Origin of the sequence: Trinickia sp. LjRoot230, assembly GCF_964253315.1 — a bacterium.
Classification (GTDB): Bacteria; Pseudomonadota; Gammaproteobacteria; order Burkholderiales; family Burkholderiaceae; genus Trinickia.
In genome coordinates, this window is the sequence record NZ_CAXUQX020000002.1 from 357,771 (window position 1) to 372,789 (window position 15,019).

Genomic DNA, 15,019 nt, shown 5'->3' on the forward strand with positions numbered 1-15,019 from the left:
TCAACGGATTTATGTTCAACGCTTAATGCAACGGATGAAAGCGGGCCAGAAAATGGCGCAGCGTCGGCGGCTCTTGCTCGAAGGCATAGCCGCGCAGTTGCGCGGCCTGCGCTTGGGTGTCGATAATGACGTCCGCCACGTAATCCATGTGATCGTTCGTATAGGTGCGGCGTGGAATAGCAAGCCGAAGCAATTCGAATGGCGACGCCTTTTGCACGCCCGTTTTTGGATCGCGCCCGAGCAGCAACGAACCGATCTCGACGCCGCGCACTCCGCCCGCCACATAAATCGCGTTCGCAAGCGAGAGCGCGGGAAACTGTTCGGCCGGAATATGCGGCAACAGCCGTGCGGCATCGATAAATACGGCGTGCCCGCCGCAAGGCCGCTGAACCGGAACACCTGCGTCGTCGAGCCGGCGATGCAAATGGGCAACTTGCGCGATGCGGTAGGCCAGCAGTTGCTCGTCGACCGCCTCGGCAAGCCCTGTCGCCATCGCTTCGAGGTCCCGCCCTGCAAGGCCGCCGTACGTGACGAAGCCCTCCATCAGCACGCAGCGCGCGCGCACCGCCTCGAATAGGTCGCGGTCCTCACGAATACAGCAGATGCCGCCGATGTTGACCATCGCGTCTTTCTTGGCCGACATCGTCAACATATCGCCATACCGGTACATGTGCGCCACGATTTCAGGGATCGAAGCATCGCCGAAACCGTCCTCGCGCGCTTTGATGAAATAGGCGTTTTCGCTAAAGCGCGCGGAATCGATGACGACGGGAATGCTATAACGATGCGCGAGGTCGTACACCGCCTTCATGTTCGCTAGCGAGACCGGTTGGCCGCCGCTGCTGTTGCATGTCACCGTGGTCACGATGGCGGCCACGTTACGCGGGCCGTGTGTTTCGATCAGGTGAGCCACTTGTTCGAGATCGAAGTTGCCTTTCCACGGATCGAGCGAAGCGGTGTCGAAAGCGCGGCGCGTCAGCGCGTTCAACGCGCGTGCGCCGGCCAACTCGACATGTGCGGCTGTCGTATCGAAGTGATAGTTCGAGATGAAGACCGGTTCGGTCGCGCCGCGCTCGCTGCGCGCACGCTCGACCAAGCATGGAAACAAAATATGCTCGGCGCCGCGCCCCTGGTGCGTCGGCACCATGTAGGCGTAGCCGAACAGTTGCGCCACGACTTCCTGCAATCGGAAATAGCTGCGCGAGCCGGCATAGGACTCGTCGGCTTGCATCAACGCGGCCCATTGACGATCGCTCATCGCCCCAGTGCCCGAATCCGTCAACAAATCGACGTAGACATCATCGCTGCGTAGCTGAAACGGGTTGTAGCCCGCGTCTCTCAGTGCCTGTTCGCGTTGCGCCAGTGTCGTCTCGCGAACTGCCTCGACCATCTTGATGCGAAAAGGCGCTGGGACTCTCTGCATGAATCGCTCCTCGGCGTGGATTGGCAAACCGCGTACCGCCCGGTTCTATCTGATACCGACCCGAGGCGGCGCACGAGGGATCGTAAGGGTCATTCTATGGGCCAGGAACCCGCGTCGCCCCGGTCGATCCGTAGGTCGAATGCAACGAGCATTGCGGCGCTACGAAAACGATTCACTTGCGCGCGCTGTGGCGATTGTTTCGATTGCCCGTGCAGATCGTCGAGCAACTAGGTCGGGCAGTGAACCGCCTTGACCAACAACTACTTACAAATGTCACTAATGGCGCGTCCACCGGCGAGCCGCATGCCGCGTTTTTGAGGCAATCATTCAGGAGTCCTACATGAACATGAACACGAACCTGCCTCGCGAGTTGTCGCCCCGTCATCGGATCCACCCGCTCATCGCGACGGCGGCCGTCGCCGTGGTGCTCGTCAGCGCGACCGGTATCGCAGCGATGACAGGACTGCTGCCGACCTCGCGCGCCGTCACCGCACCGCCGCCCGATCAGGTCGCGTCATCGGCCGTGGCGCTACCAGCCGCGAGCATGTCTGCGGCGCCGCAACGCGGTCCGCTTGCGTCGAGCAACGAGCCAGCGGCCCCCGTGAGCGTACCGCGCGTGCCGCATCATCATGTCGCGCGTCCCGCACAGGCTCCTTCGTATACCGACAATGGCGTGCAAACGCGTTCGCCCGCGCAGCCCGCCATCGATCCGACGGCCGGCGAAATCGTCGCGATCAATGCGGTTCAAACGCCGGAGCAAGCGACCGGCGTCGGGGCAGTCGGCGGCGCGGTGGCCGGCGGCCTGCTCGGCAACCAGATCGGCGCCGGACGCGGCCGCGTGCTGGCGACGATTGCCGGTGCGGTCGGCGGGGGCTTGGCCGGTAACGGCATCGAACACGCCGTGCGCAAGAATACGGTGTATCAAGTGCAGGTGCGGATGCAGGACGGCAGCTACCGCAATTTCAACTACAACACCCAGCCGGCTTTCCAGATCGGGGAGCGAGTGCACGTGGCCGGCGATTCATTAAGCGCCTCCTGACCACACAAAAATCAGGGTTAACCCCGATTAGCGAGTCAATGCCGTCCTCGCCTATTCTGAACGCGCACCTCCCTTTAAACGCTCTATCGCCCGCAAGGAACCCAACCGTTGGCCAGCCAATCGATTAAGAAAGTTTTCGTGCTGATGCTCGAAAACCGCTCATACGACAACATTTTTGGCTGGTCCGACTTGCGCGGATGGACACCGGACGGCACGCCGACGCAAGCCGAGGGCCTGATCGGCAAGCCGCTCTTCACCAATCGGGACCGCAGCGGCAACGTATATTCGATCGGCGCGGGCGCACCGTTCCAACTTGATGGGGACCCGGGTCACGAGTTTTCCGATGCGCTGCTGCAGTTATGCGGCCCGGCCGCCATAGCCAAGGCTGATTGCGTCGGTGACGCGATACGCCTCGGCGGCAGCTACCCTCCACCTGCGGCATCGGCTAACGACTATGGCTTCGCGGCCTGCCTCGACGATCATGGCTGCGACGTGGCCAGCGCGTTGCGCTGCTTCACACCCGATCAGTTGCCCGTGCTGAATTTCCTCGCCCATCAGTTCGCCGTGTGCGATCACTGGTTTTCGTCGGTGCCCGGGCCCACGTGGCCGAATCGATTTTTTACATTGGCCGGTACGTCGTGGGGGCTAGACCACAGCCCAAGCGATCTTTCGACGCTCGCCTCCGATTTTCTTGATGCAGCCCGCTTCGGCAACGGCGCCGACTCCGTGCTGACGAGGCTGAACCCGCAGGAATGGATCGTGGCGAGCGGGGATTTCCCGCAATCGTGGGCGCTGGCGGGCGTCGATCGTCACGTGGGCAATTTCGTGACGTATGCCGATTTTCTCGGGATGCTCCGCGGCGCACAACCGTTCGCGCCGAGCTTTGTCTTTATCGAGCCGACCTACGATGCCTCGCCGCTGAGCCGCTTTCGCAACGGCAACTCGATGCACCCGCTCGGCGATGTGCGGCGCGGCGAAGCCCTGATCAAAGAAGTCTATGAAGCGGTGAAGGCATCGCCCTATTGGGAGCAAAGCGCGTTGATCGTGCTGTTCGACGAGCACGGTGGTTTCTTCGACCACGTCGCTCCCGGCGCCTGCGTGCCGCCATCGGCGCCGAGCGCGGGCAACGATCTGAACGTGCACGGCTTTCGTTTTGATCGCCTCGGTTTTCGGGTACCGGCGCTCGTTATCTCACCCTACGTTCGGCAATCGACGATCGATCACACGGTGTACGACCACACGTCGCTGCTCAAGACGGTCGACGTGCTGTTGCGGCCGCCGCCCGGCAAGCCCGTGATCACGAATGACCGTATCGCTGCCGCGCACGCGTTCGATCGGCTTTTTTCGCTGAACACGCCGCGGCACCGGGACGACATCCCGCCGTGCCCCTCGCCGATTGCACTACCGGGCAGCCAGCCGAGCACATCGGCTGCTGCCAGCCGTTCCATTAGCGCGTTTCAAACGCTGCCTGTATACCGCGGTGCCGCTTGAGCGTCATCCGACCAGCAGCGACTGCCCGCCGTCGATCCAAACCGGCGTACCGGTAATGAATTTCGCGCGGTCGGATGCGAGAAACGCAACGAGTTCGGCAATATCGCTGCTTTTGCCCGCACGCCCATCCGTTAGCGGAATCTTGCCCTCGGGATACTGTGCCGGTTCGGACGCCTCTTCATTCCCTCGCGCGCGCGTGTTCTCGTTGATCTCGGTGTCGACTTTCCCCGGACACACCACGTTCACGCGGATGCGATGCTTCGCGAGTTCAAGCGCGAGCATTTGGCCGAGCGCGAGCAGACCGCCTTTGGTCGTGGAATAGGCGGAGGCGCCGCCGTGGCTGAACATGCGCGTACCGTTGATCGACGACACGATGACGACCGACCCGCTGCCCGCGCGCTTGAGATGCGGCACAGCGTAATGCAGCGTCAGATAGGTACCGCGCAAATTGGTGTTGATCGTGTTGTCCCACTCGTCTGGCTGCAGCGCGTCGATCGGCGCCCATACGCCGTTGATGCCGGCGTTCGCGACGACGATATCGAGCGTGCCGTAATAGTCCACGCCGCACTTGATCGCCTCGCGCATGGCGTTGTCGTCACGCAGATCGGCCGTAACGCCGAACGCGTCACCGCCGTCGCGTTCGATCTCGGCGACAGTCGCCTTGGTTTCCGCCTCCTTGTGCGCGTGCACGATGACACGCGCACCGTCCGCGGCGAGCTTCACGGCACTGGCTTTGCCGATGCCCGATCCGGCACCGGTCACAAGGGCAACGCTTTGCTGCAAATCCATTTCGACCTCCGTTCGTCTCAAACGCATCCGACAAGCAGAGTGGCAAATCGCGTACCACAGTCGGTGGGTGCGGCCCAGAGCCGATAGTAAGGAGTGCTATCTATTCGCGAGGTATTATCAATTCCTGATAATTCCGCTATCATCCAATCAGATTTATTGATTTGACCTATCAAAGCCGCCAGGAGCTCCACGTGATCGACGTCAACGCTTGGTTGACTTCACATGAGTACGCACATCGCCTCGTGCACGAGGTGACGGGCAAGCATGGCTTGATCGTGGTCGGCGTGGGCCGCGCAAGCGAGCGCGGCTTTCAGATGCTCTATCGATTCTCCGACGTCTGCGATCGCCTCGAAGCGCGCGGCATCAATGTGATCTTCGTCTACCCGAAGGAATCGGCGCGTCACGTGTTCGATATCACTTCGATCAGGGGCGCCCGTTACCGCGGCAAAGCGTGCCTGTTCCTCGATGCTGAAGGCCGGTTATTCAGTACTCCTCTCGATGCGCGAGCGCTGCGCGCCATCCACCTCGATCCTGAAATGCGGCAAACTGCGGCGGCTCATGTCCCGCTGCGCGACGACACATGGGACACGCAGCTGCGGACGTTTTTTTCGAACGTGGCGGAACGCTGCGTTCACTAGTGCTAGCGCGCGTAAAAGCGCCGGCGATAACGCCGCACACCATTTCGTTGTACGAAACCTTCCGATAGCATTGCGGCCTCTATCGGCGCTACACTTTGAGCATCACTGCGCCGGAGAGCCACTATGAGCGACCTCGACCCGAACCGGACATTTCGCGGGCTCCCTTTGACGGCGGAGCAAGATGCCGAGATCAGGCATTACATCAAGGTCTGCAAGCAGCAGGGCAAGCCGTGGGATACGGCTGAACTCGACGCGATGCTGCGCGACATGCTCGAACCGCCCACCGATGAAGACACCGACGACACCTTCGACCCTGATTTCAATGATACGCGGCATGCATCCGAGCGCGCACAGTCTTCGATCGAAGACGAAATGGACCCGATCGAAGCCTCGGAAGAATGGCAAGCAGCGATGGAATCCGAGGCAATGAAAAGGCTGAACCGTTAATCACAATCGCGATTTACGGCCGCGCGATAGCCACTCGTCCCAAAATTTTCACAACGCGTAACACAGCGGCACGTCGTCAGTAGCATTCGCACCTCAACGGCAAGCTGGCCCGTCATGCCAGCGCCTTATATGAACGTTGGGGTCACTCATGAATGCGAATCAAACCGCCACCCATGCCGTTAGCGCGGCCGACGGTGAATTGGACAATAACGCCATTGGCCTTTGCGAAGGCAGACGCGATAACCCGGGCGCCGTCATCTCGCTGACGCCTGTCGATGCCGGCGGGTGGGCGAAGATGGTAAGAGTAAGAACGAATGTCATCATCAAATGGCTCAAGCTGCCGAGTCAGCCGTCATTCATTCATACCGTCGACAGTCATATCGATCCGGGATTGAAATTGCCGAGACGGTTTTCACAGCGTGATCAGCGGCCGCTCGTGAGCATTCGAACGCAGGTCGGCGCGCATCATCGAGCCGGATATTTGCTCCACTACGGCCGGTTGGATGAAACACGATCCAGCCTCGATTCCCACATAATCAAAATAACGCCGCTCGGAAAATGGCAATACCCCGTTCCCGCTGGCGCGACGGTGATCATCGAAAATCGCAGCGACCCGACTGACACGCTAGTGGCCGGCGTATACGCTAATCAGGCCGCGATCTTCATGGGCACCACCGCGCCAATCGCGTTTTTGAAAGAAGGCCCCAACTAAATAAAACGCCGGCCCACGAGGGCCGGCGCTCTGACCTGCTATTCCGCCGCAATCAATCACTTCGGCTGTGCGACCGTACGCAAATACGGTTTCAACGTCTTGAAACCCTGCGGATACTTCTTCTTGGCTTCTTCATCGGAAACCGACGTGGGAATAATCACGTCGTCGCCCGGCCGCCAATTCACCGGCGTGGCAACCGCATGCTGCGCATTGAGTTGGAGCGCGTCCAAAAGGCGCAGCACCTCGTCGAAATTGCGCCCTGCGCTCATCGGATAGATCAGCATTGCCTTCACTTTCTTATCGGGCCCGACAATGAACACCGACCGAATCGTGGCGTTATCGGCCGCCGAACGCGTGCCGCCGCTCGCGTTCGGATGAATCATGTCGTACAGCTTGGCCACGTTGAGATCAGCGTCGCCGATCATCGGATAGTTGACTGCGTGCCCTTGCGTTTCCTGGATGTCGCCAACCCACTTCGCGTGATCGCCGACCGGGTCGATGCTCAGGCCGATGATTTTGGTGTTGCGCTTGTCAAATTCAGGCTTGAGCCGGGCCATATAGCCAAGCTCGGTCGTGCACACGGGGGTGAAATCCTTCGGATGCGAGAACAGAATTGCCCAGCCGTTTCCGATCCAGTCGTGAAACTTGATCGGGCCTTCAGTCGTTTCAGCGGTGAAATCGGGGGCTTCGTCACCGATGCGGATGGTCATATCAGAGCTCCTTTTAGTCTGTGGTTGACGAACTATTGACAAGCTGTTGACTGCATGCGGCTCACGATTATAGACACAGACGCGCACCGCCATATGTTACCCACCGTGCGCACCGAAGCGGACGGCGCCGCGCCGAACGGGTGCGACGCCCGCGACGCCCTGCACTGCTGCGGTGCAACACCCATCCCGTGACCGTGCCCAACGAATGGGCCGATTGCGCTCAGAGCCTTGCAGTACCTAGCTTTCGAAATGCTGGCATAGCCTTTGCGTTAACCGCGGCCATGCTCCGGCAACGGTGTCGGAGCGCATGCTGCAAAGACGCGATGCGGCACCCTCTCGGGCCGACATCGCGATGAAAAGGACAACGGCGTCCCCTCGTGCATCGACACGAGCGGGCGCCGTTTGTTTTTGGCTTCGGTTTCGGTCGAGCAACGACGCTGCGACGCCCCACGCTTGAAGGAGTCCACATCGATGAACAAGCCACGACTCGTCGTGATCGGCAACGGCATGGCCGGAATCCGCACAATCGAAGAGCTGCTGGCGCTTGCGCCCAATCAGTACGACATCACCGTCTTCGGCGCCGAACCGCATCCGAACTACAACCGGATTTTGCTCTCGCCGGTATTGGCCGGCGAGCAGTCGTTCGACGACATCGTGCTCAATCCGCTCGATTGGTACGCGAAGAATGATATCCGTCTGCATCTCGGCAAAGCGATTTCGCGCATCGATCGCAAGCGTCGCTGCGTCGTTGCCGAAGACGGCACGGAGGCACCGTATGACCGTCTGCTGATTGCAACGGGCTCGCAGCCGTTCATTCTTCCCGTGCCCGGTGCATCGCTCAAAGGTGTGATCACCTATCGCGATATTCAGGACACCGAAGCAATGATCAAGGCGGCTGAGGTCAAGCGTCACGCGGTCGTAATCGGCGGCGGGCTCCTGGGCCTCGAAGCGGCCAACGGGTTGAAGCTGCGCGGCATGGAAGTGACGGTCGTCCACCTCGCCTCGACGCTGCTCGAGCGTCAACTCGACGCCAATGCGGGCAAGCTGCTGCAGCGCTCGCTTGAAGCGCGCGGGCTCTCGTTTCTGCTGTCGAAGGCCACCACTGAGATCGTCGGCAACGAAGCCGGCGAAGTCGCGGGTGTACGGTTCAAGGATGGCGAGGAAATAGCGGCCGACATCGTCGTGATGGCCGCCGGCATCAAGCCGAACACCGCGCTCGCCGAGCAGGCGGGCTTGTATTGCAACCGCGGCATCGTCGTCAACGATACGCTGCAGACATACGATCCGCGCGTTTATGCCGTTGGCGAATGCGTCAGCCATCGCGGTATTGCTTATGGCCTGGTTGCCCCGCTTTTCGAGCAGGCGAAAGTCTGCGCGAATCACCTCGCGCTGATGGGCATCGGCAGCTACAAGGGCTCGGTGCTCTCGACGAAGCTCAAAGTGACGGGCATCGATCTCTTCTCGGCGGGCGACTTTATCGGCGGCGAAAACACCGAGCAGATCGTGCTGTCCGACCCCGCTAGCGGCGTCTATAAAAAACTGGTGATCGAAGACGACCGTCTCGTCGGGGCTTGCCTTTATGGCGATACCGCCGACGGCGCGTGGTACTTCAAGCTGTTGCGCGAGGGCCGCAAGCTTGGCGAACTGCGTGATCGACTGATGTTCGGCGAATCGAGCATTGGCGACGCCGGTGTGCAAGGACAAAACCGAGCGGCCGCCATGGCCGACGGCGATGAGGTATGCGGCTGTAATGGCGTCTGTAAAGGCACCATCGTCAAGGCCATCACCGAAAAGGGGCTTTTCACGCTCGATGATGTGAAAAAGCACACGAAAGCGGCCAGCTCGTGCGGTTCGTGCTCCGGTCTCGTCGAGCAGATCCTGATGAGCACCGTTGGCACGAGCTTCCAGGAAACGCCGAAGACCAAAGCCATGTGCGGCTGCACAGACCACACGCACGACGAACTGCGCAAGGCCGTGCGCGAGCATAAGCTGCTCACGCATCAGGCCGTCTATGAGTTCCTCGAATGGCGCACGCCGAACGGCTGCGCTACCTGTCGCCCGGCGATCAACTACTACCTTATTTCCACTTGGCCGCATGAGGCCGTCGACGATCCGCAAAGCCGTTTCGTCAATGAGCGCGTGCACGCCAATATTCAAAAGGACAACACGTTCTCCGTCATTCCGCAGATGAAGGGCGGCGTGACGACACCCGACGAGTTGCGCCGCATTGCCGATGTCGCCGACAAATATCACGTTCCGATGGTGAAGGTGACGGGCGGCCAACGCATCGACTTGCTCGGCGTGAAGAAAGAAGATCTCGTCAACGTTTGGAAAGATCTCGGCATGCAATCGGGCCATGCGTACGGCAAATCGATTCGCACGGTGAAGACCTGCGTGGGCAGCGAATTCTGCCGCTTCGGCACACAAAACAGCACGCAAATGGGCATCGATCTCGAAACGATGCTCGCGAACATGTGGTCGCCGCACAAGGTCAAGCTCGCCGTCTCGGGCTGCCCGCGCAATTGCGCCGAAGCTGGGATCAAGGACGTCGGCGTGATCGCGGTCGATAGCGGATGGGAGCTGTATGTAGGCGGCAACGGCGGCATCAAGACCGAGGTCGCGCAATTTCTCGCCAAGGTCAAGACGCCCGACGAGGTCAAGGAATATACAGCCGCGTTTTTGCAGCTCTATCGCGAAGAAGCGCATTACCTCGATCGCACCGTGCATTACGTGGCACGTGTCGGCCTCGATTACGTGAAGCGCAAAGTGGTTGACGACGAGGCGAGCCGCAAAGCGCTTTACGAACGGCTGCTCTATTCGCTCGAGGGCCTGCCCGACCCGTGGCAAGCGCGCGTCGAAGGTGCTCAGCCGCGCGAATATATTCCGCTCACGGTTATCGATTAAGGATTTTGATGATGGATCGCTCGTCTCTTCCCAATTGGACGCATGTCTGCCAGGTGTCCGACATTCCGCGGCTCGGCAGCCGCGTGCTCAAGCATGCCGACGCCGACATCGCCATCTTTCGTACTGCCGACGATGAAGTCTTCGCGCTGCTCGATCGCTGCCCGCACAAGGGTGGCGCGCTTTCACAAGGCATCGTGCACGGCAAGGCTGTCACCTGCCCGCTGCATAGCTGGAATATCGAACTCGCCACGGGCGAGGCGCGCGCGCCCGATGAAGGCTGCGCGCGGCGCTTTCCCGTGAAAGTCGAGGGCGAGGCAGTGTACCTTTGCCTCGCGTAACGGGAGTGCATTAGCAATGAAGACCGTCACGCGTTCGACCTGTTGTTACTGCGGTGTCGGTTGCGGCGTGCTGATCGACGCCGAACAAGGCCGCATTACGGGCATTGCCGGCGACCCGGATCATCCGGCGAACTTCGGGCGTCTTTGCACCAAAGGCCGTTCGCTGCCGCTGACCGCGGCGAGCCTCGATGGCCGCGCGCTCGTGCCCGAAATCCGCACCGAGCGTGGCAGCCCGCGCGTGTCTACCGATTGGGCGAGCGCGCTCGATCACGTCGCCGCGCGTTTTGCGGACGTGATCAAGCGCGATGGCCCCGACGCTGTTGCGCTTTATGTGTCCGGCCAGTTGCTTACTGAGGACTACTACGTATTCAACAAGCTGGCCAAGGGGCTCATTCGCACCAACAACATCGATACGAACTCGCGGCTTTGCATGTCGAGTGCGGTGACCGCTTATAAGAAGGCACTCGGGGCCGATGGGCCGCCCACCTGCTACGAAGACCTCGAACGCGCGCAGACGGTGCTGTTTGCCGGCAGCAACATGCCCTACGCTCATCCCGTGCTGTTTCGCCGGCTGGAGGACGCGAAAACGCGCAACCCGGCCACGCGCTGGATCGTCGTCGACCCACGTCGCACCGATGTGGCCGCGCTCGCCGACTTGCATCTTGCGATTCAACCGGGAACCGACGTCGCGCTGTTCAACGGCATGCTGCACCACCTCATTTGGGAAGGCATGCTCGAGCGCACGTTTATCGACGAGCACACTGATGGCTTCGCCGCGGTGAAGGCGCTCGTGCGCGAGTACGCGCCGCGCACCGCGGCGAAGATATGCGGCATTACCGAGCGCGATTTGATTCAGGCGGCTGAATGGTTCGCCGCGAGCCCTGCGACGCTCTCGCTTTATTGCATGGGGCTCAATCAGTCGAGTCACGGCACCGAGAAAAATCTGGCGCTAATCAACTTGCACCTTGCCACGCAGCAGATCGGCAAACCGGGCGCGGGCCCGTTCTCGCTGACCGGGCAACCCAACGCGATGGGCGGCCGCGAAGTCGGCGGCATGGCCACGATGCTTGCGGCGCACCGCGATATCGGCAACGCTGCTCACCGCTCGGAACTCGAGGCCCTGTGGGGTGTGAAAGACCTATCGGCGCGCCCGGGCTTGCCCGCCGTCGAAATGTTCGATGCGCTCGCCGAAGGAAAGATCAAAGCCGTTTGGATCGTTTGCACGAACCCGGTGCATTCGATGCCCGATATCGCACGCGTGCGCAACGCGCTCGAGAAGGCCGAGTTCGTCGTGGTTCAAGAGGCGTTCACGCACACCGATACCGTACCTTATGCCGACGTGGTACTGCCGGCCACCACCTGGGGCGAAAAGTCGGGCACCGTCACAAACTCCGAACGTCGCATCTCGCGCGTGCGGGCGGCCGTCGAGGCGCCGGGCGAGGCCAAGGCCGACTGGTGGATTGCGAACGAAGTGGCCCGCCGTTTGGAATCGAGGCTGGCGACGTCGGAGCACGGCGTGCATCGTCGCGCGAATCGTTCGGAGTCCGAACTATTTCCGTTCGCATCCGAGCAAGACGTCTTCGACGAACATCGCGCGCTGACGGTCGGCCGAGACCTCGACATCGGCGGTCTTTCGTATGCGCTGCTCGATGCCGAAGGTCCGAAACAATGGCCGTTGGCCGCGGGTGCGAGCGACGGAGCATCGCGCCGCTATACCGACGGCATTTTCGCAACGGCCAACGGTCGCGCGCAATTTCATGCAACGCCCTACCGGCCTGTCGCCGAGCCGGCTGATTCGCGCTATCCGTTCCGGCTTGTCACGGGCCGCCTGCGCGATCAGTGGCATGGCATGAGCCGCACCGGCCGCGCAGATGCCCTCTTCGCGCATGCACCGGAAGCCGCCGTTGTGATGCAGCAGCGCGATGCCGCGCGCCGCGGCTTCAAGACCGGTGATCTGCTGACGGTTGCGAGCCGCCGCGGCAAGCTCGTCCTGCCGCTCGAAACGTCGGACGATGTCCCGTCCGGCACGGTATTCACCGCAATGCATTGGAGCGGCCAGTTCCTCAACAGCGGCGGCATCAACGAAACGACGATTGGCGCCGTCGATCCGCATTCCTTCCAGCCTGAGCTCAAGCACGCGGCCGTGCGGATCGAGGCGGCCGATCTGCCGTGGCGTCTCGTGGCCGCGAAGCGCGGCGATACGCAGGCGCTGCGTGCTGCCGTGCAACCACTGTTGGCGGAGCGTCGCTATGCTTCCGTACGAATCGAGGACGAAAATCTGCTCGTGGTGTCCGCTGCCGATTCGAGCGCGGATGGCAAGTGGGCGGAACGTCTGCACGATGCGCTAGGATTGCCGCGCGGCGACGATTTGCTTGAATATCGCGATGCACGTCGCGGCCGCGAGCAACGCGTGGCTTGGAACGGCAACGTGATCGACGGCTTTTTGCTGACTGGCGAAACGAGCGGCGCACCCGCGCTGATCGAGCAAATCCGCTCGGGCACCCCATGGCCAGGCCCGCGGCACACGATCTTCCTGCCCGGCGGCGAAGATGCATTGCGCGCGTTGGCACCACGCTCGCGTATCGTTTGCAACTGCAAACAGATCACGCAAACGCAAATCGAAGCGGCGGTGACGGCACACGCGAGCCTCGAAGATTTGAAATCGACGCTTGGCTGCGGTACTGTGTGTGGCTCCTGTATCCCGGAAATCAAGAGACTGATGAACGCGCCTGCTATTGCATGAGTCGCTGGATGATCCGCCGCATAGCCCGATAGATGCTACGCATCCTGCTCGTTACCGATACCGACAAACCCATCGGCGAAATGCGCGAGGCACTCGCTCGCCTGGGCTACGAGATGCTCGAGCAAGCCGCGACGCCGCAAGCGCTGCCGAAAGTGGTCGAACGCGAGCGGCCCGATGTCGTCATCATCGATACCGAATCGCCTTCGCGCGACACGCTCGAGCATCTCGCGGTGATGAACGAGACGGCGCCCCGCCCCGTGCTGATGTTCAGCCATGACGCGAATCAGCAGCTGATTCGCGATGCGGTCGATGCAGGTGTGACGGCGTATGTGACGGAAGGGCTTGCACCCGAGCGTCTCGCACCGATTCTCGAGGTCGCGCTTGCGCGCTTCGCTCACGAGGAAAAGCTGCGGCAACGCCTCGCAAAAGTGGAGAGTGAGCTCACCGAGCGCAAAACCATCGACCGTGCGAAACGGCTGCTGATGGAGCGCGGCAAGATGTCGGAGCACGACGCCTATGCCACGCTGCGCAAGCGTGCAATGGATGCCGGCGTGCGGCTTGCGGAGATCGCGCGCCGGCTCGTCGACGCAGCCGATTCATCGAGGTAGGACATGGATACACAGCTCGAAAAGACCCACCTCCGCATCGGCTTCGTTGCGCTTTCCGACGCGGCCCCGCTTATCGCGGCGAAGGTGCTCGAGTTCGGACACCGCCACGGGCTGACACTCGAACTGTGTCGTCAGCCGTCATGGGCGGCGGTGCGCGACAAGCTGCTGTCGGGCGAGCTCGATGCCGCGCATGCGCTTTATGGCCTCGTATATGGCGTGCAGCTCGGCATCGGCGGGCCGCAGGCCGACTTGGCCGTGCTGATGGTGCTCAATCGCAACGGGCAGGCCATCACGCTTTCGACGCGTTTGGCGCGCGCGCTCGACGAAACCGGCAATCTGAAAGCCGCGCTCGCTACGCTTGGCCGCACGCCGGTCTTCGCGCAGACGTTCCCGACCGGCACGCACGCGATGTGGCTCTACTACTGGCTCGCCGCGCAGGGTATCCATCCGCTGAACGACATCGAAAGTGTCGTCATTCCGCCGCCTCGTATGGTCGACGCCCTGGCCCGCGAAACGCTCGACGGCTTTTGCGCGGGTGAACCCTGGCATGCACTGGCCGAAGCTGGCGGCGCCGGAGAAACGGTTGCAGCCACGAGCGAGATTTGGCCTGGGCATCCCGAGAAGGTATTGGCATGCCGGCGCGATTTCGTGGCGTTTCATCCGAATACCGCCCGCGCGTTGATCCGGACGATGCTCGAAGCTTGCCGTTGGGTCGACTCGCCTACGCATCGGGAAGAAATCGCACCGTGGCTCGCCAAGTCAGACGCGCTGGACGTGCCGCACGAACTAATCGCTCCACGGCTGTCCGGCCGCGACGGCGGCCGACGCTTCACACAGCCTCCGCTCGCCGTTTCGTTCTTCGAGGGCGGCGCCGTCAACTATCCGCGCGTATCGGACGGTCGCTGGTTTCTCGCGCAATATCGTCGATGGCATCTGCTTCGCGCCGATGAAAGCGACGCGGCCGGCGATGCGGCGATTGCCGCGGCGGTCAATCAAACAGCGCTCTATCGCGAGGCGGCAGCCTTGGCCGACGTGCCGATCCCAGCTGAAACGCAAACCGACGTCTTCTGCGATGGCGCCATCTGGCGCTGAGCACCTTGCGCTCATCGTTTAGCAGTCCTACCTAATTGCTCTGGAGAAAGGCAGCGTTGCGTTCACGCATCGCCGCCTCGGCTTG

At 61.6% G+C, this 15,019-nt stretch carries 13 protein-coding genes; 10 read left to right on the plus strand and 3 right to left on the minus strand.

All coding sequences use genetic code 11. The features are described 5' to 3' along the window. Positions 1-22: 22 nt before the first annotated feature. Positions 23-1,423: a tryptophanase gene (locus ACSQ20_RS20655; RefSeq protein WP_436023745.1), complete on the minus strand. Its 1,401-nt coding sequence runs from the start codon at positions 1,421-1,423 to the stop codon at positions 23-25. A 346-nt stretch (positions 1,424-1,769) separates the two neighbouring features. Between ACSQ20_RS20655 and ACSQ20_RS20660 the strand changes: the two genes are divergently transcribed. Together ACSQ20_RS20660 and ACSQ20_RS20665 are read left to right on the plus strand one after the other, a co-directional pair. Beyond that, the gene (locus ACSQ20_RS20660) at positions 1,770-2,462 is read left to right on the plus strand and encodes a glycine zipper 2TM domain-containing protein (protein WP_436025769.1); all 693 of its coding nucleotides are present in this window, start codon (positions 1,770-1,772) and stop codon (positions 2,460-2,462) included. Between the two features lie 108 nt (positions 2,463-2,570). Beyond that, complete coding sequence (locus ACSQ20_RS20665; protein WP_436023747.1) at positions 2,571-3,953, plus strand: alkaline phosphatase family protein; 1,383 nt, start codon at positions 2,571-2,573, stop codon at positions 3,951-3,953. Positions 3,954-3,956: 3 nt separating this feature from the next. On the opposite strand, the gene ACSQ20_RS20670 is transcribed toward ACSQ20_RS20665, so the two are convergent. After that, positions 3,957-4,742, minus strand: coding sequence for an SDR family oxidoreductase (locus ACSQ20_RS20670; RefSeq protein WP_436023749.1), 786 nt, complete (start codon positions 4,740-4,742; stop codon positions 3,957-3,959). A 191-nt stretch (positions 4,743-4,933) separates the two neighbouring features. Between ACSQ20_RS20670 and ACSQ20_RS20675 the strand changes: the two genes are divergently transcribed. The 3 genes from ACSQ20_RS20675 (at position 4,934) to ACSQ20_RS20685 (ending at position 6,539) form a co-directional block, all read left to right on the plus strand. Next, positions 4,934-5,380 (plus strand): hypothetical protein, encoded by a 447-nt coding sequence (locus tag ACSQ20_RS20675; RefSeq protein WP_436023751.1) that lies wholly within the window; start codon positions 4,934-4,936, stop codon positions 5,378-5,380. A 123-nt stretch (positions 5,381-5,503) separates the two neighbouring features. Further along, positions 5,504-5,827, plus strand: a complete 324-nt coding sequence (locus ACSQ20_RS20680) for a hypothetical protein (RefSeq protein ID WP_436023753.1) — start codon at positions 5,504-5,506, stop codon at positions 5,825-5,827. Between the two features lie 148 nt (positions 5,828-5,975). Next, complete coding sequence (locus ACSQ20_RS20685; RefSeq protein ID WP_436023755.1) at positions 5,976-6,539, plus strand: hypothetical protein; 564 nt, start codon at positions 5,976-5,978, stop codon at positions 6,537-6,539. A gap of 56 nt (positions 6,540-6,595) precedes the next feature. On the opposite strand, the gene ACSQ20_RS20690 is transcribed toward ACSQ20_RS20685, so the two are convergent. Then, complete coding sequence (locus tag ACSQ20_RS20690) at positions 6,596-7,249, minus strand: peroxiredoxin (RefSeq protein WP_436023757.1); 654 nt, start codon at positions 7,247-7,249, stop codon at positions 6,596-6,598. A gap of 471 nt (positions 7,250-7,720) precedes the next feature. Between ACSQ20_RS20690 and nirB the strand changes: the two genes are divergently transcribed. From nirB to ACSQ20_RS20715, 5 genes are read left to right on the plus strand one after another with little or no spacing between them, the layout of a single operon-like run. Then, entirely contained in the window at positions 7,721-10,153 is a 2,433-nt protein-coding gene (gene nirB, locus ACSQ20_RS20695; RefSeq protein ID WP_436023759.1) for a nitrite reductase large subunit NirB, read from the plus strand. 11 nt (positions 10,154-10,164) lie between these two features. After that, the gene (gene nirD, locus ACSQ20_RS20700; protein ID WP_436023761.1) at positions 10,165-10,491 is read left to right on the plus strand and encodes a nitrite reductase small subunit NirD; all 327 of its coding nucleotides are present in this window, start codon (positions 10,165-10,167) and stop codon (positions 10,489-10,491) included. 16 nt (positions 10,492-10,507) lie between these two features. Next, positions 10,508-13,234 carry a nitrate reductase gene (locus ACSQ20_RS20705; protein WP_436023763.1) on the plus strand — a complete coding sequence of 909 codons (2,727 nt, stop codon included), beginning with the start codon at positions 10,508-10,510 and terminating at the stop codon, positions 13,232-13,234. A gap of 32 nt (positions 13,235-13,266) precedes the next feature. Then, positions 13,267-13,842, plus strand: coding sequence for an ANTAR domain-containing response regulator (locus ACSQ20_RS20710; protein ID WP_436023765.1), 576 nt, complete (start codon positions 13,267-13,269; stop codon positions 13,840-13,842). Positions 13,843-13,845: 3 nt separating this feature from the next. Then, on the plus strand, positions 13,846-14,934 hold the full coding sequence (locus ACSQ20_RS20715; RefSeq protein WP_436023767.1) for a CmpA/NrtA family ABC transporter substrate-binding protein: 1,089 nt from the start codon (positions 13,846-13,848) through the stop codon (positions 14,932-14,934). The last annotated feature ends 85 nt before the right edge of the window (positions 14,935-15,019 follow it).